This window comes from Paracoccus gahaiensis (assembly GCF_005048225.1).
Taxonomy (GTDB): domain Bacteria; phylum Pseudomonadota; class Alphaproteobacteria; order Rhodobacterales; family Rhodobacteraceae; genus Paracoccus; species Paracoccus gahaiensis.
In genome coordinates, this window is sequence record NZ_SUNI01000010.1 from 15,891 (window position 1) to 42,067 (window position 26,177).

The 26,177-nt window shown below is 66.2% G+C and carries 23 protein-coding genes and 1 pseudogene; 18 read left to right on the forward strand and 6 right to left on the reverse strand.

Annotated elements, in window-relative coordinates:
• Positions 1–14 precede the first annotated feature (14 nt).
• Genes FA743_RS11205 through FA743_RS11220 form a run of 4 tightly spaced genes read left to right on the forward strand, consistent with a single transcriptional unit; the run spans position 15 to position 3,715 of the window.
• Positions 15–1,151, forward strand: coding sequence for an aminomethyl transferase family protein (locus FA743_RS11205; RefSeq protein WP_136886200.1), 1,137 nt, complete (start codon positions 15–17; stop codon positions 1,149–1,151).
• A gap of 5 nt (positions 1,152–1,156) precedes the next feature.
• Positions 1,157–1,735 (forward strand): dimethylamine monooxygenase subunit DmmA family protein, encoded by a 579-nt coding sequence (locus FA743_RS11210; protein WP_136886201.1) that lies wholly within the window; start codon positions 1,157–1,159, stop codon positions 1,733–1,735.
• On the forward strand, positions 1,735–2,661 hold the full coding sequence (locus FA743_RS11215; RefSeq protein WP_136886293.1) for a PDR/VanB family oxidoreductase: 927 nt from the start codon (positions 1,735–1,737) through the stop codon (positions 2,659–2,661). Before FA743_RS11210 ends, FA743_RS11215 begins: the two co-directional genes overlap by 1 nt.
• A gap of 10 nt (positions 2,662–2,671) precedes the next feature.
• The gene (locus FA743_RS11220; RefSeq protein WP_136886202.1) at positions 2,672–3,715 is read left to right on the forward strand and encodes a heme-dependent oxidative N-demethylase family protein; all 1,044 of its coding nucleotides are present in this window, start codon (positions 2,672–2,674) and stop codon (positions 3,713–3,715) included.
• On the opposite strand, the gene FA743_RS11225 is transcribed toward FA743_RS11220, so the two are convergent.
• Positions 3,658–4,656 carry a GlxA family transcriptional regulator gene (locus FA743_RS11225; RefSeq protein WP_136886203.1) on the reverse strand — a complete coding sequence of 333 codons (999 nt, stop codon included), beginning with the start codon at positions 4,654–4,656 and terminating at the stop codon, positions 3,658–3,660. The genes FA743_RS11220 and FA743_RS11225 overlap by 58 nt on opposite strands.
• Positions 4,657–4,793: 137 nt before the next feature.
• On the opposite strand from FA743_RS11225, the gene FA743_RS11230 reads away from it, so the two are divergent.
• From FA743_RS11230 to FA743_RS11260, 7 genes are all read left to right on the forward strand, one after another.
• The gene (locus FA743_RS11230) at positions 4,794–6,044 is read left to right on the forward strand and encodes a sarcosine oxidase subunit beta family protein (RefSeq protein ID WP_136886204.1); all 1,251 of its coding nucleotides are present in this window, start codon (positions 4,794–4,796) and stop codon (positions 6,042–6,044) included.
• Positions 6,045–6,054: 10 nt separating this feature from the next.
• Entirely contained in the window at positions 6,055–6,336 is a 282-nt protein-coding gene (locus FA743_RS11235; RefSeq protein WP_136886205.1) for a sarcosine oxidase subunit delta, read from the forward strand.
• Positions 6,333–9,257 carry a sarcosine oxidase subunit alpha family protein gene (locus FA743_RS11240; RefSeq protein WP_136886206.1) on the forward strand — a complete coding sequence of 975 codons (2,925 nt, stop codon included), beginning with the start codon at positions 6,333–6,335 and terminating at the stop codon, positions 9,255–9,257. The genes FA743_RS11235 and FA743_RS11240 overlap by 4 nt, the downstream gene beginning before the upstream one ends.
• Positions 9,250–9,798 carry a sarcosine oxidase subunit gamma gene (locus FA743_RS11245; protein ID WP_136886207.1) on the forward strand — a complete coding sequence of 183 codons (549 nt, stop codon included), beginning with the start codon at positions 9,250–9,252 and terminating at the stop codon, positions 9,796–9,798. Before FA743_RS11240 ends, FA743_RS11245 begins: the two co-directional genes overlap by 8 nt.
• Positions 9,795–10,679 (forward strand): bifunctional methylenetetrahydrofolate dehydrogenase/methenyltetrahydrofolate cyclohydrolase FolD, encoded by an 885-nt coding sequence (gene folD, locus FA743_RS11250; RefSeq protein WP_136886208.1) that lies wholly within the window; start codon positions 9,795–9,797, stop codon positions 10,677–10,679. Before FA743_RS11245 ends, folD begins: the two co-directional genes overlap by 4 nt.
• A gap of 63 nt (positions 10,680–10,742) precedes the next feature.
• Positions 10,743–11,627, forward strand: a complete 885-nt coding sequence (gene purU / locus FA743_RS11255; RefSeq protein ID WP_136886209.1) for a formyltetrahydrofolate deformylase — start codon at positions 10,743–10,745, stop codon at positions 11,625–11,627.
• Between the two features lie 241 nt (positions 11,628–11,868).
• Positions 11,869–13,260, forward strand: a complete 1,392-nt coding sequence (locus tag FA743_RS11260) for an ammonium transporter (RefSeq protein ID WP_136886210.1) — start codon at positions 11,869–11,871, stop codon at positions 13,258–13,260.
• A gap of 59 nt (positions 13,261–13,319) precedes the next feature.
• On the opposite strand, the gene FA743_RS11265 is transcribed toward FA743_RS11260, so the two are convergent.
• Complete coding sequence (locus tag FA743_RS11265) at positions 13,320–13,964, reverse strand: helix-turn-helix domain-containing protein (protein ID WP_136886211.1); 645 nt, start codon at positions 13,962–13,964, stop codon at positions 13,320–13,322.
• 130 nt (positions 13,965–14,094) lie between these two features.
• Entirely contained in the window at positions 14,095–14,883 is a 789-nt protein-coding gene (locus FA743_RS11270) for a nucleotide sugar dehydrogenase (RefSeq protein ID WP_136886212.1), read from the reverse strand.
• Positions 14,884–15,140: 257 nt separating this feature from the next.
• On the opposite strand from FA743_RS11270, the gene FA743_RS11275 reads away from it, so the two are divergent.
• The 4 genes and pseudogenes from FA743_RS11275 to FA743_RS11290 all read left to right on the forward strand — a co-directional run bounded on the left by FA743_RS11275 (position 15,141) and on the right by FA743_RS11290 (position 20,205).
• Positions 15,141–15,617 carry a putative pterin-binding protein gene (locus tag FA743_RS11275; RefSeq protein WP_246054932.1) on the forward strand — a complete coding sequence of 159 codons (477 nt, stop codon included), beginning with the start codon at positions 15,141–15,143 and terminating at the stop codon, positions 15,615–15,617.
• 38 nt (positions 15,618–15,655) lie between these two features.
• Positions 15,656–18,082 (forward strand): hybrid sensor histidine kinase/response regulator, encoded by a 2,427-nt coding sequence (locus FA743_RS11280; RefSeq protein ID WP_169308858.1) that lies wholly within the window; start codon positions 15,656–15,658, stop codon positions 18,080–18,082.
• 61 nt (positions 18,083–18,143) lie between these two features.
• A complete protein-coding gene (locus FA743_RS11285; RefSeq protein WP_136886215.1) occupies positions 18,144–18,746 on the forward strand; it encodes a response regulator transcription factor in 603 nt (200 codons plus the stop codon).
• Between the two features lie 159 nt (positions 18,747–18,905).
• A pseudogene (locus FA743_RS11290) lies at positions 18,906–20,205 on the forward strand (IS3 family transposase).
• A 449-nt stretch (positions 20,206–20,654) separates the two neighbouring features.
• Here the strand turns inward: FA743_RS11290 and FA743_RS11295 are convergent.
• On the reverse strand, positions 20,655–21,086 hold the full coding sequence (locus FA743_RS11295; protein ID WP_136886216.1) for an RbsD/FucU family protein: 432 nt from the start codon (positions 21,084–21,086) through the stop codon (positions 20,655–20,657).
• Between the two features lie 192 nt (positions 21,087–21,278).
• Complete coding sequence (locus tag FA743_RS11300) at positions 21,279–22,103, reverse strand: amidohydrolase family protein (RefSeq protein WP_136886217.1); 825 nt, start codon at positions 22,101–22,103, stop codon at positions 21,279–21,281.
• 95 nt (positions 22,104–22,198) lie between these two features.
• On the opposite strand from FA743_RS11300, the gene FA743_RS11305 reads away from it, so the two are divergent.
• Positions 22,199–23,125, forward strand: coding sequence for an aldo/keto reductase (locus tag FA743_RS11305; protein ID WP_136886218.1), 927 nt, complete (start codon positions 22,199–22,201; stop codon positions 23,123–23,125).
• Here FA743_RS11305 and FA743_RS11310 read toward each other — a convergent pair.
• A complete protein-coding gene (locus tag FA743_RS11310) occupies positions 23,122–24,024 on the reverse strand; it encodes a GntR family transcriptional regulator (protein ID WP_136886219.1) in 903 nt (300 codons plus the stop codon). The genes FA743_RS11305 and FA743_RS11310 overlap by 4 nt on opposite strands.
• A 114-nt stretch (positions 24,025–24,138) precedes the next feature.
• Between FA743_RS11310 and FA743_RS11315 the strand changes: the two genes are divergently transcribed.
• A complete protein-coding gene (locus tag FA743_RS11315; protein ID WP_136886220.1) occupies positions 24,139–25,164 on the forward strand; it encodes an ABC transporter permease in 1,026 nt (341 codons plus the stop codon).
• Between the two features lie 35 nt (positions 25,165–25,199).
• A complete protein-coding gene (locus FA743_RS11320) occupies positions 25,200–26,138 on the forward strand; it encodes an ABC transporter substrate-binding protein (protein ID WP_136886221.1) in 939 nt (312 codons plus the stop codon).
• Positions 26,139–26,177: the final 39 nt, after the last annotated feature.

Consider the following 26,177-nt stretch of genomic DNA (forward strand, 5'->3'; position numbering starts at 1 on the left):
AACGGAGCATCCCGATGACCAATTCCTGGCGCTTTTCGACCCTGGCCGACCGGCACCGCACGCTTGGCTCGGCGCTGGAGGACTGGAGCGGGATGGGTACCGCATGGTCCTATGACGGCGATCCGATGGCCGAATATGCGGCGATCCGCACCAAGGCCGGGCTGATGGATGTGTCGGGGCTGAAGAAGGTGCATGTCACCGGCCCCGCCGCCAGCCATGTGATCGACCGCGCGACGACCCGGAACGTCGAAAAGCTGATGCCGGGCCGCGCGGTCTATGCCTGCATGCTGAACGATGGCGGCAAATTCATCGACGATTGCGTGATCTATCGCACCGCGCCCAACGCCTACATGGTCGTCCATGGCGCCGGTCAGGGGCACGAGCAGCTGACCATGGCGGCCTCGGGGCGCGACGTGTCGGTGCGGTTCGACGACAACCTTCACGACCTGTCGCTGCAAGGCCCCCTGGCCGTCGACTTCCTGGACCGCCATGTACCGGGCATCCGCGCCCTGCCCTATTTCAGCCACATGGCCACGTCGATCTTCGGCAGGCCCGCGCTGATCTCGCGCACCGGCTATACCGGCGAGCGGGGATACGAGCTGTTCGTGCGCGGGCAGGACGCGCCGCTGATCTGGGACCGCATCCTGGAGGATGGCGCCGATCTAGGCATCATCCCCTGCCGCTTTACCACGCTGGACCTGCTGCGGACCGAAAGCTACCTGCTGTTCTTCCCCTATGACAATTCCGAGATGTATCCCTTCGACGACCAGCCCTGCGGAGATACCCTGTGGGAGCTGGGGCTGGATTTCACCGTCTCGCCCGGCAAGACCGGCTTTCGCGGCGCCGAGGAACACTATCGCCTGAAGGGCAAGGAACGCTTCCGGATCTGGGGCCTGCGGCTGGAGGGCGACAGGGTGCCCGGCAACGGCGCCCCGGTCCTGCGCAACGGGGTGCAGGTGGGCGTCGTGACGCAGGCGATGCACTCGGCCCTGAACGGCTGGACCGTGGCCATCGCGCGCCTGCCGGTCGATTGCGCGAATGACGGCACGCCGCTGGTCGTGGCCTGCCCCGAACATGGTCGGATTGCGGCCACGACCGCGCCGATGCCCTTCCTCGATCCCGGCAAGACGCGCCGGACGGCCAAGGGCTGAACCTGATGACCCCCGCCCCGGCCAACCGCATCCCCAGCCATCCGACCTATGCCCCCCTGCAGCCCCGGCCCGGGCACGCGGCCCTGATGATTGCCGATGCGGGGGGGGCCGTGGCGCTGGCGCAGCTGCTGGCGCAGGCCCCCGATCTGAGGGCCACGGCGCGCATCCTGCTGGTGGCGGCGGATGTCCCGCCCGATCTGCCCGCCGTCACGCCGGTCCCGGGGACAGAGGCGCTGGAGGCGGCCATCGCCGGGGCGCTGCAGGGCGCCCGGATGGGCCTGCAGGCCTATCTGGCCGGATCGCAGGGGCTGATCGGGCAGGCTCAGGCGCTGCTGCTGGCGCAGGGCATGGCGCCGGGCGCGATCCAGATGCAGCAATGCGGCGGCCCGGCGCGGCGCATGCAATGCGTGCATTGCAAGACGATCGCCCCGGATGTCGTCATCGATCCCTATCGCTGCCCCGGCTGCGGGCGGTGGCTTTATGTGCGCGACCATTTCTCGCGCCGCTTGGGGGCCTTCCAAGGCGTCTGCATCGACGCCGAGACGCCCGGCCTTGTCCCGGAACCCACGGAGATCGCGCCATGATGCAGCCGCTGAAACTGGTCCTGAAGCAGCCCCTGTCGCCCCGCGTGACCCGCTTTCGGCTGGAACATCCGGAGGGCGCCCCCCTGCCGGTCTTTTCCGGCGGCGCGCATGTCATGGTCCAGATGCAGGACGGCCCGGTTCTGCGCCGCAACGCCTATTCACTGATCTCGGACCCGCAGGACCGCAGCGGCTACGAGATCGCCGTGCAGCGCGAGGATGCGGGCCGGGGCGGGTCCCTCTGGATGCACCGGCAGGCGCAGCCGGGGATGATCCTGGACGTGGGCGCGCCGGTGAACCTCTTCGCGCTGGACCGGACGGCGCGCAAGCATCTGATGATCGCGGGCGGGATCGGCATCACCCCGTTTCTGGCGCATCTGCACGAGCTGGTGCGGGGCGATGCGGCCTGGGATCTGCATCTGGCCTGGCGCAGCCGGGCCGATCTGCCCGACATGGCCCTGCCGGCGCGCGCCCATCTGCATCTGGGCGACGAGGGGACACGGATGGATGTGCCGAAGGTCCTGTCCGGCCAGCCGCTTGGCACGCATCTCTATGTCTGCGGCTCGGCCCGGATGATCGCCGCTGTGCTGGACACGGCCCAAGGTCTGGGCTGGCCCCCCGAGACCCTGCATGCCGAGGAATTCCTGGCCCCCGCCCCCGGCGCGCCGTTCCAGGTGCATTGCGCCACAAGCGACCGCCATGTCCATGTCGGCGCGCAGGAAAGCCTGCTGGAGGCGCTGGAACGCGAGGGCATCGACGCCCCCTGGCTGTGTCGCGGCGGCGCCTGCGGGCAGTGCGAGACGCGGGTGCTGGCCTGCGACGGCACGGTGGACCACCGCGACCACTTCCTGGCACCCGATGAGCGTGCGGACCGCATCATGCCCTGCGTCTCGCGGTTTCGCGGCACGCTGCTGACCCTCGACCGATAGGAGGCCGCCCGTGACCCTCAGCTTCAGCCAATCCCGGTTCCGCGACGATTACAGCTTTGCGAATTCGGACGCCGCGATCCGCCGCTTTCCCTTCCCCTTCGACCGCGACAGCTACATGTATTCCGTCAACATGGAGCCCCATCGCGCCGCCGGTCCCGAAGACAGCGTGTTCCAGCGCCGCTTCGACGTGGACGAACATTACCTGTCGGAAATGGCGGACCGCGCGATCACGCTGCAGCGCGACCCGATGCGCTGCCAGTCGCTGCCCCATATGCGGCTGGCGGGCTGGGATCTGCTGGAGCTGATCATGACGGCCAAGGCCGAGGATTATCCCGACCTCTTCGCCCTACAGCGCGACGGCGCGTGCTGGCGCTGGATCAACCGGCCCATGGGGATCGACGACCGCTTCACCTTCCTGGACGACGCGACCCTGCCCTGCGGGCCGATGGAGTACATCACCCGCCAGACGCAGGGCGACTTCGCGCTGCTGGACCAGCGGCAGGGCAATCTTTGGATGGATGCCGGCATGATCACCAGTCAGGCGGACTGGAGCCTGGATTTCGACATCGGCATGAATTTCTTCGAATGGCACGCCCCGGTGCCCCGCGCCGCCCAGATGGGCATCTTTCAGCGGGCGCTGAAATTCCTGCTGAACGTGCAGCAGGGCGCCCCCTCGCGGCGGCTGAACTGGACGATGACGGTGAACCCGCGGCTGGACACCAGCCCCGAGACCTATCCCGAATGGGGCCCGGAAAAGCGCAGCCTGACCCCCGAAAATGTGGGGCAACGCCAATTCCTGCGGGTCGAGCTGCAAAGCTTCTGGCGGTTGCCGCGATCGAACGGGCTGGCCTTTCCGATCCGCTGCTATCTCTGCGCGCTGGAGGATCTGGTGACGGTTCCCAAATGGGGCCGCCGCCTGCACCGGGTGCTGCGCGACCTGCCCGAGGATCTGGCGACCTACAAGGGCTTTGCGGTCAACCGTCCGTTGATCGTGGACTATCTGTCGCGGTTCGACGACGGGGCGCCGACCTCGCCCGGGATCTTTCCCGACTGAGAGCGCAGGGCCTGCCGCCGCCGCGCCGGGGGCAGGCCGAACCGCGCCGCATAGAGGCGCGAGAAATGCGCCGCCCCCGCAAAGCCGGTGATCTGCGCGATGTCCAGCATCGACAACCCGCTTTGCACGACCAGCTCGTCCGCCTTGGTCAGGCGCATCTCTCGGTAATGATCGCCGGGGGTCCGCCCCAGCTCGGACCGGAACAGGCGCTGCAGCTGGCGGGGGCTGCAGCCCACCTGCGCGGCGATCCGGGTGGGCGGCAGCGGATCGGCCAGATGGGCGAACATCAGTTCGACCGCGCGCGACAGGCGCGGATCGCGCAGGGACAGACGTTCGGGCAAGGGCGACAGCTGCGGCTCGTCGGCCAGACGCGGGCGGGTGTGGATGAACCAGTCGGCCACCTGTCGCGCGAAATCCGCGCCGTGATCGCGGGCGATGATCGCGCACATCATGTCCAGCGCGGCGATCCCCCCCGCACAGGTCTGCCGGTCGCGGTCGATGACGTAGAGCGCGCGCTCGATCAGCAGGTCGGGCATCAGCTCGGCCAGCGCGTCGACATGCGCCCAGTGCAGCGTGAAGCGCCGCCCCGCCATCAGTCCCAACTGCGCCAGGATCGCCGCCCCGCCCGAGATCCCGCCAAGCGCCATCCGCCGCGCCGCCAGCGCCCGCAAGCCCCGCGCCAGACCCGCGTCGTGATAGTGCAGCGGATTGCCCCCCGCCACGACCAGCGCCAGATCCAAGGGCCCCGCCTGCGCCAAGGGCCGGCTGTCGAACCCCCCGCCCGAGGTCGAGGCCGCGAACCCCCCGCCAGGCGTCAGATACTCCATCCGGTAGAGCGCCCGTCCTGCCAGAAAATTGGCCGCCCGCAACGGCTCGACCGCCGCCGCCAGCGACATCAGCGAATAATCGGGCACCAGCACGAAGCCGATCGTCAGGGCCATGCGGAAACGTTCCTTCTGTCGGGACTATCCTTAGCATCATGTCCGTACCGCACAAGCATCTGTCCGCCACAGGCAAACATCCCCGCCCGGGATCCTCTAACTTGACCTGAAGGCATGGGAATCAAGGCGGGCGGCGGGTGCGATATTCAGGCTTCAAGGTCCTCAGGGAGGCGCTGACCGGCCACAAGGGCTGGCAACCGATCTGGCGCAATCCCGATCCGCAGCCCGCCTATGATTACATCATCGTCGGCGGCGGCGGGCACGGACTGGCCACCGCCTATTACCTGGCGCGGACCTTCCGCCAGGCCCGCATCGCAGTGCTGGAGAAAAGCTGGCTGGGATCCGGAAATATCGGGCGCAACACGACGATCATCCGATCGAACTACGGGCTGCCGGGCAACCAGCCGTTCTACGAATTCTCGATGAAGCTGTGGGAGGGGCTGGAGCAGGAGTTGAACTTCAACGCCATGATCAGCCAGCGCGGCATCCTGAACCTGATCCATTCCGACGGCCAGCGCGACGCCTATCGCCGGCGGGGCAATGCGGTGATGCTGTCGGGCGCCGATGCGGAGCTGCTGGACCAGGCGCAGGTCCGCCGCATGTATCCGTGGCTGAATTACGACAATGCCCGCTTTCCGATCAAGGGCGGGCTGCTGCAGCGCCGTGCCGGGACCGCGCGCCATGACGGGGTGGCCTGGGGCTATGCGCGCGGCGCCGATCTGGCGGGGGTGGACCTGATCCAGAACTGCGAGGTCACCGGCTTTCGCATCGATGGCGGCACCCTGCGCGGGGTCGAGACCTCGCGCGGATACATCGCGGCGGGCAAGGTCGGCGTGGCGGTCGCGGGATCGACCAGCCGGGTGATGGCGCAGGCCGGGATGCGCCTGCCGATCGAAAGCCATGTCCTGCAGGCCTTCGTGACCGAGGGGCTGAAGCCGGTGATCGACGGCGTGATCACCTTCGGCGCCGGGCATTTCTATGTCAGCCAGTCCGACAAGGGCGGGCTGGTCTTCGGCGGCGATATCGACGGCTACAACTCCTATGCCCAACGCGGCAACCTGGGCGTGATCGAGGATGTGGCGCAGGGCGGCATGGCCCTGATGCCGATGATCGGGCGGGCGCGGCTGCTGCGGGTCTGGGGCGGCATCATGGACATGTCGATGGACGGCAGCCCGATCATCGACCGCACGCCGGTCCGGGGCCTCTATCTGAACGCGGGCTGGTGCTATGGCGGGTTCAAGGCGACGCCCGCCAGCGGCTATGCCTTCGCGCATCTGCTGGCCACCGACACCCCGCACCCGACCGCCCGCGCGATGCGTCTGGACCGGTTCGAGCGCGGCCGTCCCATCGACGAAAAAGGCATGGGCGCCACGCCCAATCTGCATTGAGGGCCATGACATGCTGATCCCCCACCCCCTTCTGGGCCTGCGTGATGCCTCGGAATTCACGTATCTGGGCGATGCCGCGCTGCTGGACCGCCCCGACGGCATGGCGCCCGATGCGGCAGCACGGTTCCACGACTATGTCCACCTGCGCGACAACCCGGCAGGGCTGCATCGAGAGCTGTGGTTTCACGAACAGGGCGACCGCAGCTGGCTGGTCGTCACCCGCAACACCCTGACGCACGAGATCCTGGGCGCCGAACTGGCCCGCGACGTCAAGACCGGCGGTGCCGCATGAGCCGTCTGACCGGCGGCCTGATCGACCGCAGCGCTGCGCTATCCTTCACCTTCGACGGGCGGACCTATCAGGGCCATCCGGGCGACACGCTGGCCTCGGCCCTGCTGGCCAACGATGTGCGGCTGATGGGCCGCAGCTTCAAGTATCACCGCCCGCGCGGGGTCTTCTCGGCGGGGTCCGAGGAGCCCAACGCGCTGGTCCAGCTGCGTCGGGGCGCGCGGCAGGAACCCAACACCCGCGCCACCGTGGCGGAACTGTTCGACGGGCTTCACGCCACCAGCCAGAACCGCGTGGGCACGCTGGCCTTCGATCTGATGGCGGTGAACGATCTGGTGGCGCCGGTCCTTGCGGCGGGGTTCTACTACAAGACCTTCATGTGGCCGCGTGCCTTCTGGGAAAAGCTCTACGAGCCGGTGATCCGCCGTGCCGCCGGTCTGGGGCGCCTGTCGCAGCTGCCCGATCCCGATGCCTATGACACGGGCTTTCTGCATGCCGACCTGCTGGTGATCGGCGGCGGGGCGGCGGGTCTGGCCGCCGCACTGACCGCCGCGCGGTCGGGCGCACGCGTCATCCTGGCGGATGAGGATTTCCGCCTTGGAGGGCGCCTGCTGGCAGAACGCGACCCGCTGGAGATGCCCGTCCCCGACTGGATCGCGGCGCTGGAGGCCGAATTCGCCAGCCTGCCCAACCTGCGCGTGATGCGCCGCACCACCATCTGGGGGACCTTCGATCACGGTGTCCATGGCGCGGTGGAGCGCGTCTCGGATCATCTGGCCGATCCGGGGGGACGCGTTCGCCAGACCTTGTGGCGGATCACCGCGAAGCGCACCATTCTGGCCTCGGGGGCGACGGAACGGCATATTCCCTTCGCCGACAACGATCGCCCCGGCATCATGCTGTCGGGGGCGCTGCGGGCCTATGCCAACCGGTGGGCAGTCACGCCTGCAGCCCATGTGGCGATCTTCACCAACAGCGAGGAGGGCCATCGCACCGCCCGCGATCTGGCCGCCAAGGGCGTCGGGATCGCCGCCGTCATCGACGCCCGGCCCGATGTGCCGAAGACCGAGTATCGCACCCTCCACGGCCATGTCACCGGCTCGCGCGGGCGCCTTGGGCTGCGGTCCGTTCAGGTGACGGCAGCGGGTCGCCACGAATGGGTCGACTGCGGCGCGCTTGGCGTGGCGGGGGGCTGGAACCCCAATATCCAGATCGCGTCGCATCATCGGGGGCGCCCGGTCTGGGACGAGGCTGCGCAGACCTTCCTCGCCGGTCCGGGCGGGCCGGTGGGGCTGACCGTCGCGGGGGCTGCGGCGGGACAGGGCAGCACGGCGCAGGCCCTGGCCTCGGGCGCGCGGGCGGCGGTGGCGGCGCTGGCCGATCTGGGGATCGCGGCGCAGCTGCCCGCTCTGCCCGTGGCCGAGGATCAGGCCCCGGACGCCACCCCCCTGTGGCATGTGCCGGGCAAGGGCCGGGCCTGGGTCGATTTCCAGAACGACGTCACCGTCAAGGACATCGCGCTGGCCCATCAGGAAAACATGCGCCCGGTCGAGCATCTGAAACGCTGGACCACGCTTGGCATGGCGACCGATCAGGGCAAGACCGCCAATGTCACCGCCATCGCCGTCATGTCCGAACTGACCGGACAGCCCATCGCCGCCACCGGCACCACGGTCTTTCGCCCGCCCTATACCCCCGTCGCGCTGTCGGTGCTGGGCGGCGGCGACACGGGACCTCAGTTCCGCCCCCGCCGCCTGACCCCGACCCATTCCTGGGCCGAGGCGCAGGGCGCCGCCTTCACCGAGGTCGGGCCATGGATGCGCGCGCAGTATTTCCCCCGCCCCGGCGAGGCGACATGGCGCGACAGCGTGGACCGCGAGGTTCTGGCCGTCCGCGCGGGCGTGGGCGTCTGCGACGTGACGACGCTTGGCAAGATCGACGTGCAGGGCGCGGATGCGGGCGCGTTCCTGGACCGGGTCTATGCCAATGCCATGGCCTCGCTAAAGGTCGGCATGGTCCGCTATGGGCTGATGCTGCGCGAGGACGGGTTTGTCTGGGACGACGGCACCTGCGCCCGGCTGGCCGAGACGCAGTATGTCGTCACCACCACCACCGCGAATGCAGGCACCATCTATCGCCACATGGAATTCTGCCGCCAGTGCCTGTGGCCGGATCTGGACGTGCAGCTGATCTCGACCACCGATGCCTGGGCGCAGCTGGCGGTGGCCGGCCCGCGGGCGCGGGATCTGATGAGCCGCATCGTGGACGGGGTCGATCTGTCGAACGCGGGTTTCCCCTTCATGGCCTGTGCGTCCCTGACGGTCTGCGGCGGGCTGCGGGCGCGGCTGTTCCGCATCAGCTTCTCGGGCGAGCTGGCCTATGAGATCGCCGTGCCCGCCCGCCATGGGGCAGCGCTGATGGCGCGGCTGGTCGAGGCGGGCGCCGATCTGGGCGCCACGCCCTACGGGACCGAGGCGCTTGGCGTCCTACGCATCGAAAAGGGCCATGCGGCGGGCAACGAGCTGAACGGCCAGACCACCGCGCAGATGCTGGGCCTGGGCCGCATGGTCAACCCGAAGAAGGACAGCATCGGCGCGGTGATGTCGCGGCGCGCGGGGATGGTCGCCGACCGCCGCGTTCTGGTCGGTCTGGTGCCGGTGGATCCCGCTCACTCGGTCGTCGCGGGGTCGCATCTGTTCGCCGAAGGCGCGGTGCAGGACACGGATCACGATCAGGGCTGGATCACCTCGGCCTGCCATTCCCCGCATCTGGGATCGGCCATCGGACTGGGCTTTCTGGAGGATGGCGCCGCCCGCATGGGCGAGGTGATCATCGCCGCCAATCCGCTGCAGGGCCAGCAGACGGCCCTGCGCGTCACCTCGCCCCATTTCATCGACCCCGACGGAGGACGCCTTCGTGACTGACCTGACCCCCACCTGCGCATTTGGCGAGCCCACCCCCCGGACCCACCGGATCGGCGCCCTGACCCTGACCGAGGATGCCGGGCTGGGGCTGGCCTCGCTGGCGCTGCGCCGGGATGCGCCCGCGCCCGACCTGACGCTGCCCGGACCCGGCGAATGGGCCGCGACCGGCGATGTCGCGGTCTTCTGGACCGGCCCCGGCCAGTGGATGGTCGAATATCCCGGCGGCGCAGATCGCGATGTCGCGGCCGATCTGGCCCTGCGCGCGCCGGGCTGCGCCGTCACCGAACAGACCGACGGCTTCGTCTGCATCCGGATCACCGGCGCCCCCCCCGCGCTGGAGGCGCTGCTGGAGCGGCTGGTCAATCTGGACCCCCGCCGCTGCGGCCCCGGCACCGCCACCCGCACCGGGGTCCACCATCTGAGCGTCTTCGTCGTCCGCCCCGCAGGGGACCAGCTGGCGATCCTCGGGCCACGCTCGGCCGCACAGACGATCTGGCACGGGCTGGACCTTGCCGCCACCCGACAGGCACGTGTGGCATGAGCGGGCACATCATCGACGGCAGGGCGCAGGCCGGCCTGCTGCGCGCCCGCATCGCCGCGCAGGTGGTGGACCTGGCCACCCGCGGCATCGTGCCGGGGCTGGCCGTGGTGCTGGTGGGCGACGATCCCGCCAGCCATGTCTATGTCCGCAACAAGGGTGTCCAGACGCAAGAGGCCGGGATGGCCAGCTTTGAACACCGCCTGTCCGCCGCGACCGCGCAGCCGGATCTGCTGGCGCTGATCGGACGGCTGAACGCCGATCCGGCCATCCACGGCATTCTGGTGCAGCTGCCCCTGCCGCCGCACCTGGATGCGGGGGCCGTTCTCGGCGCCATCGATCCGGCCAAGGATGTGGACGGGTTCCACGTTCTGAACGTGGGCCTGCTGGGCACGGGGCAGCCGGCGATGGTGCCCTGCACGCCCCTGGGATGCCTGATGCTGCTGCAGGACCGCTTGGGCGATCTGTCCGGTCTGCATGCCGTGGTGGTCGGGCGCAGCAATATCGTCGGCAAGCCGATGGCGCAGCTTCTGCTGGCGCAGAACTGCACCGTGACCATCGCCCACAGCCGCAGCCGCGACCTGCCCGCCCTGTGCCGGCAGGCTGACATTCTGGTGGCGGCGGTGGGCCGGCCCAGGATGATCCAAGGCGACTGGATCAAGCCGGGCGCCACCGTGATCGACGTCGGCATCAACCGCATCACCGAGGGGGACCGCACCCGCCTTGTCGGCGATGTCGATTTCGACGCCGCAGCCCGGGTCGCGGGTGCCATCACGCCGGTGCCGGGCGGGGTCGGGCCGATGACCATCGCCTGCCTGCTGGCCAACACCCTGACCGCCTGCTGCCGCGCCCATGGCCTGCCCGAACCCGCGCCGACCCCCTGACGCGCCCGCAGGCCGCACCCTTCCGAACACCCCCGACATTCCCATCCGACAGCGGAGATTCCGATGCGCACATATTGCCTGACCGTCACCTGCCCCTCGCGGCGCGGGATCGTCGCCGCCATCTCGACCAGCCTTGCGGAACAGGGCTGCAACATCACCGATTCCAGCCAGTTCGACGACACCGAGACGGGCCGCTTCTTCATGCGCGTCAGCGTGGTGCCCGAAACCGGCACCGATCTGGACCAGCTGCACCAAAGCCTGCAACCGGCGGCGGCAGAATTCGACATGGACTATGCCTTCCATGACGAGGCCGTGCGGATGAAGGTCGTGATCATGGTCAGCCGCTTCGGCCATTGCCTGAACGACCTTTTGTATCGATGGCGCATCGGGGCGTTGCCCATCGACATCGTCGCGGTCGTCTCGAACCACATGGACTATCAGAAGGTCGTCGTGAACCACGACATCCCGTTCCACTGCATCAAGGTCACCAAAGTGAACAAGCCCGAGGCTGAGGCCCGGATCATGGCCGTGGTGACCGAGACGGGGGCCGAGCTGATCGTGCTGGCGCGCTACATGCAGGTGCTGTCGGATGCGATGTGCCGGCAGATGTCCGGGCGGATCATCAACATCCATCACAGCTTCCTGCCCAGCTTCAAGGGGGCCAACCCCTACAGGCAGGCCTATCAGCGCGGGGTCAAGCTGATCGGCGCGACCAGCCACTATGTCACCGCCGATCTGGACGAGGGGCCGATCATCGAACAGGACACGATCCGCGTCACCCATGCCCAATCGCCCGAGGATTACGTCAGCCTTGGCCGCGACGTGGAAAGCCAGGTGCTGGCCCGAGCGATCCATGCGCATATCCATCGCCGGGTCTTTCTGAACGGCAACCGGACGGTCGTCTTCCCCGCCTCGCCCGGCAGCTATGCCTCGGAACGGATGGGCTGACATCCGATGGCGGTTGCGGCCGGGCCCGGTGATGCAGGCCACGCGAGCCGGGAACGGCCCGTCCCGGCCCGACGGCGTTTCAGAACTGCAAACCGAATGAAAGTTCACCGCCCCCGTCTGGCGAAAATTCCGGCAAACCCATCCCAAGCCACAGAAATATTCACTGCCGAGAAATTTAGGTGACCGTCGTTTCGCGGCTCTGCGCCATCCTTCGGACGATTCCCCGACATGAGGTGATGTCATGACCTTCAAGATCGCCTGCCGGACGGTGCTGCTTGCCGCCTGTCCGACCCTTGCCTCTGCACAGGATGCTGCCCCTGCGCTGAATGCCGGCGACACCGCCTTCGTGGCGGTCTGCGCCATGATCGTGATGCTGATGATGATGCCCGGGCTGGGCCTGTTCTATGCAGGCATGGCGCGCAGCAAGAACGTGCTGTCGGTCCTCAGCCAGATCCTGGCCTCGATCGCGCTGATCTGCGTGCTGTGGATCGCCTTCGGCTATTCGCTGACCTTCGCCGAGGGCTCGCCCCTGAACACGATCATCGGCGGGACATCCAAGCTGTTTCTGGCGGGCGTGACGCAGGACAGCATGGTCGGCACGATCCCCGAATACCTGTACATCATGTTCATGATGATGTTCGCGGCCATCACGCCGCCCATCATCCTGGGCGCCTGCGCCGAGCGGATGAAGTTCTCGGCCGTGCTGATCTTCATGGGCGTCTGGCTGACCATCAACTACATCCCCATGGCGCACATGGCCTGGGGCGGAGGCTGGGTCTTCGGCGTCGGCGTGCTGGATTTCGCGGGCGGCAACGTGGTGCACCTGAACGCGGGCGTCGCGGCGCTGGTCTGCGCCTTGGTGCTGGGCCCGCGCAAGGGCTATGGCAGCCAAATGATGGCGCCCCACAACATGACGATGACCTATACCGGCGGCGCGATGCTGTGGGTGGGCTGGCTGGCCTTCTGCGGCGGCTGCGCGCTGGCGGCGAACGGCTTCGGCATGATGATCATGCTGAACACGCTGCTGGGCGGCGCGGGCGGGGCGCTTGGCTGGATGGCCGTCGAATGGACGCATCGCAAGAAGCCCAGCACCTTCGGCCTGTTGTCGGGCGTCATCTCCGGTCTGGTGGCGATCACCCCGGCCTGCGGCTTCGTCAGCCCGGCGGCGGCCATCGTGATCGGATTCGTCACCGCGCCGGTCTGCGTGTTCTTCGTCGAGGTGGTCAAGCGCCGCTTCGGCTATGACGACAGCTTCGACGTCTTCGGCATCCACGGCGTCGCGGCCTTTGCGGGAGGCATCCTGACGGTGATCTTCGCAGCCCCCTCGCTTGGTGGAACGGGCTTTCCCGAGGGCCGGACGATGATGACGCAGATGGTGCCTCAGGTGCTGATCATGGGTTTCTCGATCCTGATGTCGCTGGTCACGACCTTCGTGGCGCTGAAGATCGCCGGGGCGCTGGTCGGCCTGCGCGTCGATGACGAGACCGAGACCGAGGGGCTGGATACCGCCGAACATGGCGAGGCCGGTTACCGCCTTGACGATGCGTCCTATGGCGGCACGCCGGTGGCGCCGCACGCGTCCGGGGCACCGCCCGTCATGGCAAGCGGATTGGTGGCCAAGCAGGCCCATTAGGGTCGCGAAGCCGTCACGAGATTGGGGCCGGGCATCGTATGCCCGGCCCTTTTTTGCCGTCAGCTGGGCTGGCGGCTTTGCGGATAGGTGATGATCGACAGATAGCGCGCCGGCAGATCGATCAGATCGACCGGGCCATGCGGCGCATCGGCATCAAACAGCAGCGTGTCGCCGGGTTCGAGGTGATAGATCTGTTCGCCATGGCGATAGCCAAGCCTGCCCTCCAGCATGTACAGCATCTCGATCCCCTCGTGCTGGAAGGTGGGAAAGCGGTCGCTTTCGGTGGTCAGGACGATCATGTAGGGCTCGACCACAACCCCGGAAGCGTTCGACCCGATATGGCCCAGCAGGTGATACTGATGCCCGGCGCGGGTACCGGCGCGCTCGATCTCGACCCCGTCGCCGGATTTCACATGCATGGCGCCACGCGGCTCGGCATAGCCCGCGAACAGCTGGACCAGCGGCACCCGCAGCGCATTGGCCAGCGCCTGGATCGTCGCCAGCGAGGGCGAGATCACGCCGTTCTCGATCTTGGACAGCATGCCGACCGAGATCCCCGTCTGCGCCGACAGATCCGCCCCCGTCAGACGCTGCCGCTTGCGCAGGTCGCGCACCGCGCGTCCGATGGCCACCTCGAGGTTGCGTTCGGGCGTCTCGCGCAGGGCATGGGGATTCTGGGTCAGCGGTTTGGCGGTCTGGTTCATGGCGCTCTTTCCTCTCAGGAAAGTTATTTTGCGCCCTGTGCCCGGGGTTCGCAATGGGCCAATCCGGCGGGACCGGGTAGTGGCTGTTTTGCGTTCGAAGCGCCGACTTCGGCAGACTTCAGGGAGCCGGTCAGGCCGTCAGGCTGACCCGATCTTGGGGCGTGGCGACCGGGTGGCGAGGATCACGCTGATGATCGGCTTTTTCAGACCGCAGAAGGTTGCCGCTGATCCCGGCGACATCGCACGCGGCCCAGCTTCTCATTTCCGAGACCTCGATCAGCGTCGTCGAGGCGCGCCTGCCGGAACGCTGAAGGAGATCCTCGATCGTGTCGGCCGTCGCCAGATCCGTAACGCCTGCAAACAAAAGCGTGGTGTCCGAGGTCAGATGCGCCAGCCGGTCGGACAGATGGCAGGTCCCGAAGCCTGCGCCGGCCTGAAGCCCCGACGCCGCCTCGATTGCCGATATCAACACGTTGCGCGTCGTTCCGGGCAGGACGGACGCTTGCTGAACAACGACGTGGTAGTCGGCCTTGTGCGCAAGAGCCGTGCCGATGGTGCGGCCAAGGACCGACAGAACGTAATCGTCGGCCTCTCCTGTGAAGCTTTCGCTGGCGCCCTGACAGATCAGGGTGATGGTGCTTTCCAGGACGGCGGCGAACGGATCATCGGTCAGGCACAGCATGTTGTCATCCAGATGGGCCCGCCAGGCAGCCTGGCCTGCCGCACCGCTGCGGACCATGTCACCCAATGTGTCCACCATGGTTGGATTGGCATCGGCGCAGATGACGCGGAACCCCCCGCGCAGCAATTGGGCAATGCTGGCAATGGTGTGCTCGTCAATCCCGATGAGGGAGACGGTCGTTCCTGCCGGTGCGCCCTGCGCCGGCTGAGGATTGGCTTTGATGACATGACGCAACATTTATTCACTCTCCTGCTTTGTGTCCCGGTCATGCCACAAGCGGCCGTGAGAGTCCGGGTTTCGGAAGGTCACCAGGCGGGCGCAAAAGGTGCATCGGACCTATACGTTTCCAGCCAGCCCTATCCGAAAGCATAGCCAGGCGAAGCCCGGGTGGGTGCAGGACAGTTTTAAGTAGTTTGTGCGATTGTTTCAGCCTGACCTGTGGCAGACGAGGCTTGGAACGGCCTCTTGCCGTCATCATCAACAGGAGAATGGCCTTGTTCAAGCAGATCCCGGCCGCAGCCTTCGTCATCACCGCAGCGCTGAGTGCAGTTGGCTTCGCGGAACCACAGGCGCCGCTTCTGACGGTCACGAGCGCCGAGGGTATCAGAACCTACACGCTTCCAGATCTCGAGGCGCTGCCCCAGGCAGGGTTCACCACCTCGACGATCTGGACAGACAGGGCAGCCGCCTTCGAGGGCGTGCCGCTCCGGGCCATTCTGGATGCCAACGAAATCGCTGCGGGAACGGTCCTGGCGACGGCGATCAATGACTATGCCATCGAGATCCCCGTATCCGACGTCACCGACAGCTGGCCGATCGTCGCCTATCGAATGGACAGCAAGGAAATGTCGCGGCGGGACAAGGGGCCGCTCTGGGTCATGTATCCGTTCGATGCCGAGCCAAGCCTGAGCACCGAAGTGAACTTTTCCCGCAGCATCTGGCAGCTTGATAGGCTCAGCGCAGTCGAATGACACGCGCTTGCCGGGGTTGCGGACTGGTTTCAAGCCTGTTGCCGGCGCTGTTCGCGCTGGCAGTGGCCGTGCTCTCGGTTGTGGTCTGGAATCATCATCGCGACATCCACCTGCAGATCGACAGGCTGGCCATCGCGAACTCGGACAGCACGCAGTGGTTCCTCGCGCAGCTGGAGGTCGAGGCGATGGCCGCCGAGCGGGCTGTCTTGGCGTTCCGCGACAGCGAAACCACCGACACGCAGCTGGCCGATATCCGAAAGCGGTTCGACATCCTCTACTCGCGCGTCCACACGCTGCGGACGGGCCGGACCTTTGCCGCGCTGCGCAATCAATCCTCTGTTCATGATGCATTGGAGGATCTGCAGGCGAGGCTCGACGCGGTCGTCCCGGTGATCGATGGCAGTTCGGCGCATCTGTCGGCCGCGCGAGACGCCCTGTCGCATGAGCTGGAGGCAGCGCTGCCGTTGGTCCGTCAGATCTCGCTGGCAGGGGTCAGACAATTCGCGAAGCAGTCGGACGAACAGCGTCAGGCCGTCGTGCGCACGTTGTTCCAGCTGTCGCTCCTTCTCGTTCCGCTGATTTTCATACTCATTGCGACGACCGCTGTCCTGTTCGTGATGTTCCGGGCAGCGGGCGTCCAGACCGCGCAGATTTCAGCCGCCGGCGAGCAGATGCGGTCCCTGTTCGATGCCTCGACCGATGCAATCCTGTTCGCGCGCCCCGACGGGCGTGTCCGCGGCTACAACAAGGCCGCCGAACGTCTCTTCGGCTATGAACCCGAAGAGGCCATCGATGCCGATCTCGTCGAGCTGTTGATGCCATTCCCGCAGCGCGAGGCGGTGCGTGCCCTGCTGGCTGAGGTGCAGCTTGGACGGCCGCGCGGCGATGCGTCCGCTTCCGCGGCGGTGACGGCCACCGCGCAGCACAAGTCGGGACGCATCATTCCGGTCGAGATGTCCTGGTCGATCGCCAGCGACAGCCAGGGCCGCCTGCTGGTGGCCTATGTCCGTGACGTCTCGCAGCGCGCGCAGGAAGAGGCAGAGTTGATCGAGGCGCGCGATCGCGCGGTCTCGGGCGAAACCGCCAAGTCGCGCCTGATCGCCGTCATGAGCCATGAGATGCGCACGCCCCTGAACGGACTGCTGGGCACACTCGATCTGTTGAAGCTCACAGAGCTGGACATGCGGCAGCACCGCTATCTGAACGCGATGGAGAAGTCGGGAAGAATGCTTCTGCGCCACGTCAACGACGTTCTGGACGCGTCGCGCGCTGGCGGCAGCAGCCTTACCGAGACGCTTGACCTGGCTGCGCTGGTTCAGAGCACGGTGGAAGGGCTGAAAGCGCATGCCGAACAGCGTGGCAACCAGCTTGAGGTCGCCGTCATCGGTGATCACGACGAGCTTCTGATCGGCAGCCCGCTGCAGATCGAACAGATCTTGATCAACCTCGTCGGCAACGCGATCAAGTTCACGCGGGACGGCGTCATCCGCATCGAGCTGGACCGAAGCGCCGGCGCCGAAGAGATCGAGCTGAGGGTATCGGATACCGGCATCGGCATCGCGCCGGATGATCTGGACCGGATCTTCGATGATTTCATCACACTCGACACGACGTTCGACCGCGCCGAAGGGACTGGGCTGGGCCTGTCCATCGTCCGGACCCTCGTCGGAACGCTGAACGGGCAGGTCGATGTCGAGAGTGTGCTGGGCGAAGGGACGATCTTCTCGGTCAACTTCTGCCTGCCTCTGGCCGATCCGCTCGAGCGGCCCGTCGCCCCCGTCAAGGGGGTGCCATCCGCGTACCGGCTTCGGGTGCTTGTCGTGGATGACAACGAGATCAACCGGTTCGTGGTGTCGGACATGCTGCGCCATCTCGACTGCGACGTGGTCGAAGCCCCCGATGGGCTGGCCGCCTGCGAGATCGCCGAAACGCTGCCGATGGACCTGATCCTGATGGATATCAGCATGCCGCGGCTGAACGGTGTCGGTGCTGCACGGCGCATCAGAACCGCAGGTGCGAACCGACAGACCCGGATCGTCGCGGTGACGGCCCATGCCCTTCCCGAAGATATCGCAGGCTTTCGCGCCGCCGGAATGGAGCATGTTCTTGTCAAGCCGCTGCAGCTGCGCGATCTGTCGGACCTTCTCGAGGCGATGACCGGGGCGCCGCGTCAGGATGCGGCGCAGCGTCCGCCACTTCCCTCGCAGATCCTGCGGCGGATCGACGAGGAGTTGCAGATCGAACTGCTCGACCTGGACCTTCATCAGGCCGACCTTGCCGCACGCGTGCATCGTGTCGCAGGAACCGCCGCACTCGGAGGCTACAGCACGCTGCACGGCACGCTCAGTCAACTCGAGGTCGCACTGCGCCAGGACGCTGCTGCTGCAGACCTGTCACAGCTTCTTCAGGAGGTCGGCACCCTTGTGAAGGGTCTGCAGACCGCATCGCAATATTCTGCCGCCTGAACATGCCCTTAAACAAACGCGCGTAACCTGAAGCAACAAATTCGACGTGAGGGCCGAGCACATGAACATATTGCTTGCAGACGACCACGCCCTCGTGCGCGAGGCGCTGGCAAGTCTGCTGCGGATCGACGGGGCTTACGAGATCAGCGAGGTGGAAACCCTCGGCGGGGCTTTGACGACACTGGAAGCCGAGCCTGACAAGTTCGACCTTGTGCTGCTGGACTACGACATGCCGGGCATGAATGGGCTCGAGGGGCTGGTCAGGATGCGCACCGCCTTTCCGCATGTCCCTGTGGCGATGCTGACGGGGTCTGTCTCTGCAACGCTTGCAAAGCAGGCGCTTTCGGCCGGCGCAGCGGGCTTTCTTCCCAAAACCTTCAGTGCGCGCGGCCTTGCGGCGGCAATCGCCTTTATCCGGACCGGCAGCGTGTTTGCACCTTGCGACCTGATGATGGAAAACACCGCGCCTTCGGCAAGCAAGCTGACCAAGCGCGAGGCGGATGTGCTGACGGGTTTGCGCCAAGGCAAGTCGAACAAGGAAATCGCCCGCGATCTGGATCTGCAGGAGGTGACGATCAAGCTGCACGTCAAGACCCTGTGTCGAAAGCTGGGTGCAAAAAACCGCACGCAGGCAGTTCTGCTGGCGGGGGAAGATCTAGGTTAGGGAGGGTAGCAATTGTGTCTATCAGCCGGCCAGAGGTCGCCATGTCTTGCTGGTTTTGAGGATCGCGTTTGCGATGGTTGCTCTGCCCCCTGAGAACTTGACCGTTTGAAACTGGAGTTTTCGGCTAACCTTCCCTAGCTGGGAGAGGAGTTGGGAACGATGAAGGCACCGAGGTTCACGGAAGCGCAAAAGGCGTTTGTCCTGAAGCAGGGCGAGGAAGGGACACCAGTCGCGGAGGTCTGCCGCAAGGCGGGGATCAGCCGGGCGACCTCCTTCAACTGGAGTAAGGAGGCTCAGTGGACAGTCCGGTGGACTGTTCACCCGACGAACGCGCTATGGCGGTTTGCTGCCGGACGAGATGCGCCGGCTGAAGGCGCTGGATCGAGCCATTGTCCGCCACCGGTTCGAGGACAATGGCGAGGGAGAACAGCAAGCTCAAGAAGATCGTCGCCGACCTGACCCTCGACCGGGAGACGTCGCGAGGCACGTCATCCGCTGAAAGCTCGTTCGCCAGCCGGCTTGAACCGGTGGCGCCTGCTGTCTCACCCTGCCCGGACACGGGAACTGGTCGACGGGATGTTGGCGGGCGGGGGCATATCGATCCGCCGGGCATGTGAGGCCCTGCGCTTCGACCCGTCGAGCTACCACTACAAGTCCCGCCGAACCGGGCAGGCCGCATTGGAACTGAGGATCCGGGAGATTTGCGAAGCACGGGTGCGCTACGGATATCGGCGTGTCCATGTCTTGCTGCGACGGGAGGGCTGGCAGGTGAACATCAAGAAGACGCGCAGGATTTACAATGAGTTGGGTCTGCAGCTCAGGAACAAGAACCCGAAACGTCGGGTGAAGGCCAAGCTGCGAGACGATCGCCAGGAGGCTGTCGGGCCGAACGATGTCTGGGCCATGGACTGAGCCGGGGCAGAAAACAGTCCGGGGGACTGTTTTCCCGGCGAATGTTCATGACCAACTCGCCCTCGGCAACAAGCTGCGGATCCTGACGATCGTGGATACGCATTCCCGTTTCTGTCCAGCAGCCGACCCGCGCTTCGCTTACCGCGGTGAGGATGTACTCCGGACACTGGAACGGGTCTGTGCCAAGGTCGGCTATCCCAGGACGATCCGGGTCGACAATGGCAGCGAATTTATCTCTCGCGATCTCGACCTGTGGGCCTACGCCAACGACGTCACCCTGGACTTCTCACGCCCTGGAAAGCCCACCGACAATGGCTTTATCGAGGCGTTCAACAGCAAGCTCCGGTCCGAATGCCTGAATGCGCGTCTCCATTGCCGCTCGGACCGGTGGCGCACCAATGGCAACTTCATGAGCCTTGCGGACGCGCAGGAAAAACTGGAGACTTGGCGTAGGCACTAAAACGAGGACCGACCTCATAGTGCGATCGGATATAACGTCCCGATCGCCCTGCATTATCCCGGCGGCGCAGCCAGCCCGTCGCCATGACCGAGCCGGAAAACTCCAGCATCCGGCGGTCCAAGCTTGGGGAGCAGCGCATGCCCAATCACGGCCCGTCATTCCCCTCGGCCGCTGCGCATCCTTACTCAGGACGGTGCTGAAACTGCGCCTTTTTATCAGCAGGCCCAAGCTTTGGCCAGGCTACCGTCGGATGCAGACCTGCGGTCAGAAATTCATGAGGAAGCTGGCCGGAAACATTCATCAATTATTCATGATCTGTCAGATCCGGAACGTTCCTTGGGGCGCAGGGTGGCGGATAGGATCGCCAGATCGCCGTTCAATTGCACGCTGCTGCTATTTCTAACCTCGCTCCGCTGAAGCGGACACGAGCGAACGGCTCTGAAAAGTTCAACCGCAGCCCGTCTGCACGTTGACCGGCGACCGCCAAGTTACTCGTATTTTTCCAGGGATCGTGAGTCAGGCATCGCTGATGCACATCAAGTCTTCGAGACCCTCAGCACACCCTTTTTCAGGATGATATTCGCATAAAGCCTGCGTTCGCCCGTGGCGATGACGGCATAGGCGGCGCGGGTGCGCTCGTAGAAGGCGAAACGCTCGACGGGCTCCAGCGTCAGCGGGCGGCCTTCGGCGCGGACCAGCGCGGCCTCGAACTCGGGATAGATCGGGGGCGTCTCGCCCGGCGCGTCCATGGCGGCGGCGGGGTGATCGACGAAATCGTCCAGGGGCAGCAGGGACAGCACCGCGTCCAGCGCATCGGTCGCGCTGATGCCGGGAAGGCGTACCAGCCGTTGCGCCATGCTGTCAGCGGGAAAGTTGGCATCGGTGATGGCGATCTCGTCGCCATGGCCCATATTGGCCAGGATCGCCAGCAGCTCGCCGGACAGCAGGGGGTTCAGGGTCTTCAGCATGACATGGTCCTTTCAGGGGCGTCGTCAGATCCGGGGCGTGTCGAACCAGTCGGCATTCCGACGCAGGCGGGCGGCGGAACGGATGGCAAGAACAGGCAATCCACCGTCTCACGCATCATTATTTTTCCTCCCACGGCTTTGATCGGGTCGCGGTTCCACTGCGCGAATGAGGTCCTACTTTCCCCCAAGCGCTCAGTCCAAACCATAGAAACGCAGTGCGGTCCGACCGAAGATGAGGGCACGATCGGCCTCCGGCAGCGTATCGGTCAGATCCTGGGCGACGGTCAGCCAGTCGGGATAGGACCCGGCCAGCTCCAGCACGGGCCAATCGCTGCCCCAGATCAGTCGGGCGGGCCCGAAGGCCGCCAGCACATGATCGAAGACCGGGCGCAGAGTGTCGACGGACCAGCCGGGGCCGTATTCGGTGGCCAGCCCCGACAGCTTGCAGAAGACCTGCGCATGGGCGGCCAATGCGGTCATGCCATGGCGCCATTCCTGGCCAGGGTCGCCCCCGTCGAAGACCGGCTTGGCGCAATGATCGATGGCGATGGGCAATTCCGGCAGCCGGCGGGCCAGCCTGTCGATCAGGGGCAGGTGGCGGGGGGTGATCAGCGCATCCAGGCGCAGCCCGGCATCGGCCACCTGGCGCAGCCCGTCGATCACGCCATCCTGCAGGATCCAGTCGGTGTCATCGATGTCCTGCAACATCGGTCGGATGCCCCGCAGGGCAGGATGGGTGATCCGCGACAGTTGCGCCCTGACATCGCCGGTCAGGTCGATCCACCCGACGACACCGCGCACCAGCGGCGAGCTGTCGGCCAGATCCAGCAGGAACAGCGTCTCGTCGACCGTGGGGGCGGCCTGCACCAGGACCGTGCCGGTCACGCCCGCGGCACGCGCCAGCGGCTCCAGCTCCGCGGGCAGGAGGTCGCGCCGGAGGGCCGCGACCTCATCCGTCATCCAATCATAGTCGCCCCGCGCGATCTGCCAGAAATGCTGATGAGCATCGATGATCACAAGAATGTCCTTGCCGGTCGTGTACTAAATCATAATAAACCGTATGAAGGAGGTCGCCGGGTGTCAACGCATCACGTGAGGGAACAGGAGGGGGCATGAAGACCAACAGGATCGGCCAGACCAAGGTACAGGTCACCGAAATTGCCTTTGGCTGCGCAAGCATCGGCAATCTGTATCGGGAGGTTGCGGATGACGATGCCCGGCAGGTGCTGCAGGCGGCATGGGATGCCGGTATCCGCTATTTCGATACGGCGCCCCATTACGGGCGCGGCCTGTCGGAACAGCGCTTGGGCCGCTTCCTGGCCGGGCGGCAGGGCTTTGCGCTGTCCACCAAGGTGGGCCGCGTGCTGTCCCCCGCCATCGCCCCCATCCAGGAAGCCGACAGCTATGTCCGTCCGGCTCAAAACGATGTGCGCTACGATTATTCCGGTGACGGGATCGAGGAGAGCTTCGAGCAGAGCCTCGAGCGGCTAGGGGTGCGGCATGTCGATATCGTCTATGTCCACGACCTGGGGCCCTATACTCATGGCGCGGACAACGACCGGCATCTGCAGGATTTTCTGGGATCCGGTTATGAACGGTTGGTCCGGCTGAAGGAAGCCGGGCGCATCGGCGCCTTCGGCCTTGGCGTCAACGAATTCGAAATCTGCCTGCAGGTGATGGATCACGGCCCCCTGGACGCGATCCTTCTGGCGGGTCGGCTGACCCTGCTGGACCGTTCGGCCGAGGACGCGCTGGTGCCGCGCTGCCGCGCGGCGGGGACCAGTCTGGTGCTGGGCGGGATCTTCAACTCCGGCATTCTGGCGACCGGCCCGGTGCCGGGCGCGACCTATGACTATGGCCCGGCCCCGCAGAACGTGCTGGACCGCGTTGCCGAGTTGCAGGACGAAGCTGCAGCACAGGGCATGCCGCTTGCCACTGCGGCGCTACGGTTCGCGCGCGATCATCCGGCCGCCACGGCCGTGCTGCTGGGGACGGCCAATCCGGCGACCCTGCGCCGCAATCTGGAGGCGCTTCGCTAACCCAGATCGTGATGGCGCAGCGATGACAGCAAGGTCGACCTGGAGGTCCGCAGATGCCGTCGCGCCGCCTCGGCCGCGCGGTTGGCATCGCGGGCCTCGAGCGCGTCGATCACCGCCAGGTGTTCCTGGATCGCGGCGGCGTTGCGCTGTTTCTCCTCGGTCTTGTCCCACATGTAATGATAGTGGAAGATCAGGGAGATGACCTTCTGGAACTCGGCCACGAAACGGTTGCGGACGATATCGTTGATGGCCTCGTGGAAGGCCTCGTCCAGCTTCGAAAACGCGTGGAAATGCGTGTCGATCTGGCTGGCCAGGATCAGATGGCGTTCGCGCAGGTCGGCCAGCCGCTGCCAGACGGGATGATCGACTGGCGCCTCGACCAGCTTGGCGATCGCATCCAGCTCGAGCACGAGGCGGAAATCCGACAGCTCGATCGCGAAATCCTTCGTGAAGCCCCGCAGCATCCAGCCGCCCCTTGGCCGGCGGGCCACCAGCCCGAACCGGCTGAGACCGGCCAGGAACTCGTTCAGCTGATGCTGCGTCACCCCGAAGGTGCGGGCCAGCTCGGCCACCGACAGCGGCGTTTCGGCAGGCACGTCGAAGCGCAGGATCCAATCGAGGAATCGCTGCTCCAGATCCTCCCGCCCGTCAGGGCTTCGGGTCACGTCGATGCGATCCTCCGGTCCCGGGACGCGCAGCAGATACTTGGCACGACCGTCCAGCGCGATCACCCCGAGGTCCGACAGCCGCGCCAGGCAGCGGCGCACCACCGTGCGGCTGACACCCGCGATCTCGCTCAGCACGGTCTCGGCGGGCAGAGGCGTCCCGGCGGACAGGGCCGCGCAGTGATCCAGAAGGCGGTTATACGCCTCACGATAGCGCGTGTCGCTGCGGGCCACGAGCGTTTCCTTTCCCTAACGGTTCTTGTCCTAAATTATTAAAAACAATTGACAGGTGCAAGGCGCGTGCACATCCTTGGCCCATATTCGGACGCGATCGGTCGGGGAGGAACGATGACGGACGCAAGCAAGCCCTGGGCGAACGGGAAAGAGCGCAGGCTGAGCATGGCCCGCGACCAGCTGCACCGTGCGTCTGCCCTGCTGACGCTGCTGCTGCTGATCATCGGGTTCGCACTGGCCAGCCCGTCCTTCCTGTCGGTCAACAACGGGCTGACGGTGCTGCTGCAGACATCGGTGATCGGGCTTCTGGGGATCGGGCTGACGATGGTGATCATCACCGGCGGCATCGATCTGTCGGTCGGGTCGGTGCTGGCCCTGTCGGGCGTGGTCTCGGCGATGGCCGTCAAGGCGGGTCTGCCGGTCATTCCCGCGATGTGCGTGGGCGTCCTGGCGGGGGCCGCCTGCGGGGCGTTCAACGGCTTCGTCATCACGCGACTGCGCATCCCGCCCTTCGTGGCCACTCTTGGCATGATGCTGATCGCGCGCGGCATGGCGCTGCAGCTGACCGGGGCCACCCCCATCTCGCAACTGGGCGCGGGCTTCGGGCGGCTTGGCAACGGCGCGCTGTTTCGCGTGGTCGAGATGCAGCCGAACGGCTTTCCCCGCGTGATCTTTCCCGGCATCCCCTATCCGGCGATCCTGCTGCTGATCATGGCGATCGCCGCGACCTATCTGCTGCGCCGCCGCCAGATCGGGCGCCATATCTATGCCACCGGCTCGAACGAGGAGGCCGCGCGGCTGTCGGGCGTCAATGTCGACTGGACCAAGATGTATGCCTACACGATGTCCGGCGCGCTGGCGGGGCTGGCGGGCAACGTGCTGATGTCGCGTCTGGTCACCGCCCAGCCAAGCGAGGGCGTGATGTACGAGCTGGACGCGATCGCGGCGGCGGTGATCGGGGGCGCCTCGCTGTCGGGCGGCGTGGGCACGATCGCGGGCACGATGATCGGGGCCTTCATCATCGGCATCCTCAGGAACGGTCTGAACATGTCCGGCGTGTCGGCCTTCATCCAGCAGATCGTCATCGGGCTGGTCGTCATCGGTGCCGTCTGGATCGACCAGGTCCGCAACCGGCGCTGAGCCGCAACACCATCATCATCGGAGGAGGAACCAAGATGACATTGCTGAAGACCTGTCTTGCCGTATCGGCCTTGGCACTTACCGCGGCTGCGGCGCAGGCCGGAGAGATCGCGGTCATCGTCAAGACGACCAACTCGAACTTCTGGCAGAACGTGAACCTGGGCGCACAGGCCGCGATCGAGGGTCAGTCGGAACATACCCTCAGCTTCGACGGTCCGACGGCCGAAAGCGCGGTGGCCGACCAGGTCAACCTGGTCGAGAACGCCATCAACCGCGGCGTGGCCGGACTGGTGCTGGCCCCGTCCGATCCCGAGGCCCTGATCCCCGTGGTGCAGCGCGCCTACGAATCCGGCATTCCGGTCGTCATCATCGACAGCACCCTGGGTGAGGGGGCCGAGGGCAGCTTTCAGGCCTTCCTGTCCACCGACAACTGTGCCGCCGGCGAACAGGTCGCGCAGCGCATGATCGACGAGGCCGGGACGACCGGCAAGGTCGGCATCATGTCCTATGTCGCGGGCGTGGGGTCGGAGATCGGCCGCGTGGGCTGTTTCACCGAGTACTTGGAAGCCAATTCCGAGCTGGAGATCGTCGGCCCGCTCTATTCGCAGAGCCAGATGGCCAATGCGCTGAACCAGACCACCGACATGCTGGCCTCGAACCCGGATCTGGTCGGCATCTTCGGCGCGAACGAGCCGACCGCCGTCGGCATGGGCCGCGCCATCACCCAGGCCGGGAGGGCGGGCCAGTTGACGGCCCTGGGCTTCGACGGCAACGAGGACCTGCAGCAGTTCGTGCGCGACCGCGTGCTGACGGCGACGGCCGTGCAAGGGTCCTTCGCCATGGGCGAATTGGGCGTACAGGCTGTCATGGATATCATCGCGGGCGAGACGGTCGAGCCGTTCATCAACACGGGCGTCGTGATGGTCGATCAGGACAACATCGAGTCCGACGAGGCGCAGAACGTCCTCTATTGATCCTGCCGGGGGCCGCTACCCCGGCCCCCCATTGACGAC

Bases quoted from the DNA above. Each gene is read 5' to 3' on its own strand.
- FA743_RS11265 (WP_136886211.1), bottom strand. From the start codon at position 13,964: ATGAACCAGACCGCCAAACCGCTGACCCAGAATCCCCATGCCCTGCGC.
- FA743_RS11270 (WP_136886212.1), bottom strand. From the start codon at position 14,883: ATGTTGCGTCATGTCATCAAAGCCAATCCTCAGCCGGCGCAGGGCGCA.
- FA743_RS11235 (WP_136886205.1), top strand. From the start codon at position 6,055: ATGCTGATCCCCCACCCCCTTCTGGGCCTGCGTGATGCCTCGGAATTC.
- FA743_RS11315 (WP_136886220.1), top strand. From the start codon at position 24,139: ATGACGGACGCAAGCAAGCCCTGGGCGAACGGGAAAGAGCGCAGGCTG.
- FA743_RS11205 (WP_136886200.1), top strand. From the start codon at position 15: ATGACCAATTCCTGGCGCTTTTCGACCCTGGCCGACCGGCACCGCACG.
- FA743_RS11320 (WP_136886221.1), top strand. From the start codon at position 25,200: ATGACATTGCTGAAGACCTGTCTTGCCGTATCGGCCTTGGCACTTACC.
- FA743_RS11240 (WP_136886206.1), top strand. From the start codon at position 6,333: ATGAGCCGTCTGACCGGCGGCCTGATCGACCGCAGCGCTGCGCTATCC.
- purU (WP_136886209.1), top strand. From the start codon at position 10,743: ATGCGCACATATTGCCTGACCGTCACCTGCCCCTCGCGGCGCGGGATC.
- FA743_RS11285 (WP_136886215.1), top strand. From the start codon at position 18,144: ATGAACATATTGCTTGCAGACGACCACGCCCTCGTGCGCGAGGCGCTG.
- FA743_RS11295 (WP_136886216.1), bottom strand. From the start codon at position 21,086: ATGCTGAAGACCCTGAACCCCCTGCTGTCCGGCGAGCTGCTGGCGATC.
- folD (WP_136886208.1), top strand. From the start codon at position 9,795: ATGAGCGGGCACATCATCGACGGCAGGGCGCAGGCCGGCCTGCTGCGC.
- FA743_RS11305 (WP_136886218.1), top strand. From the start codon at position 22,199: ATGAAGACCAACAGGATCGGCCAGACCAAGGTACAGGTCACCGAAATT.
- FA743_RS11260 (WP_136886210.1), top strand. From the start codon at position 11,869: ATGACCTTCAAGATCGCCTGCCGGACGGTGCTGCTTGCCGCCTGTCCG.
- FA743_RS11210 (WP_136886201.1), top strand. From the start codon at position 1,157: ATGACCCCCGCCCCGGCCAACCGCATCCCCAGCCATCCGACCTATGCC.
- FA743_RS11225 (WP_136886203.1), bottom strand. From the start codon at position 4,656: ATGGCCCTGACGATCGGCTTCGTGCTGGTGCCCGATTATTCGCTGATG.
- FA743_RS11215 (WP_136886293.1), top strand. From the start codon at position 1,735: ATGCAGCCGCTGAAACTGGTCCTGAAGCAGCCCCTGTCGCCCCGCGTG.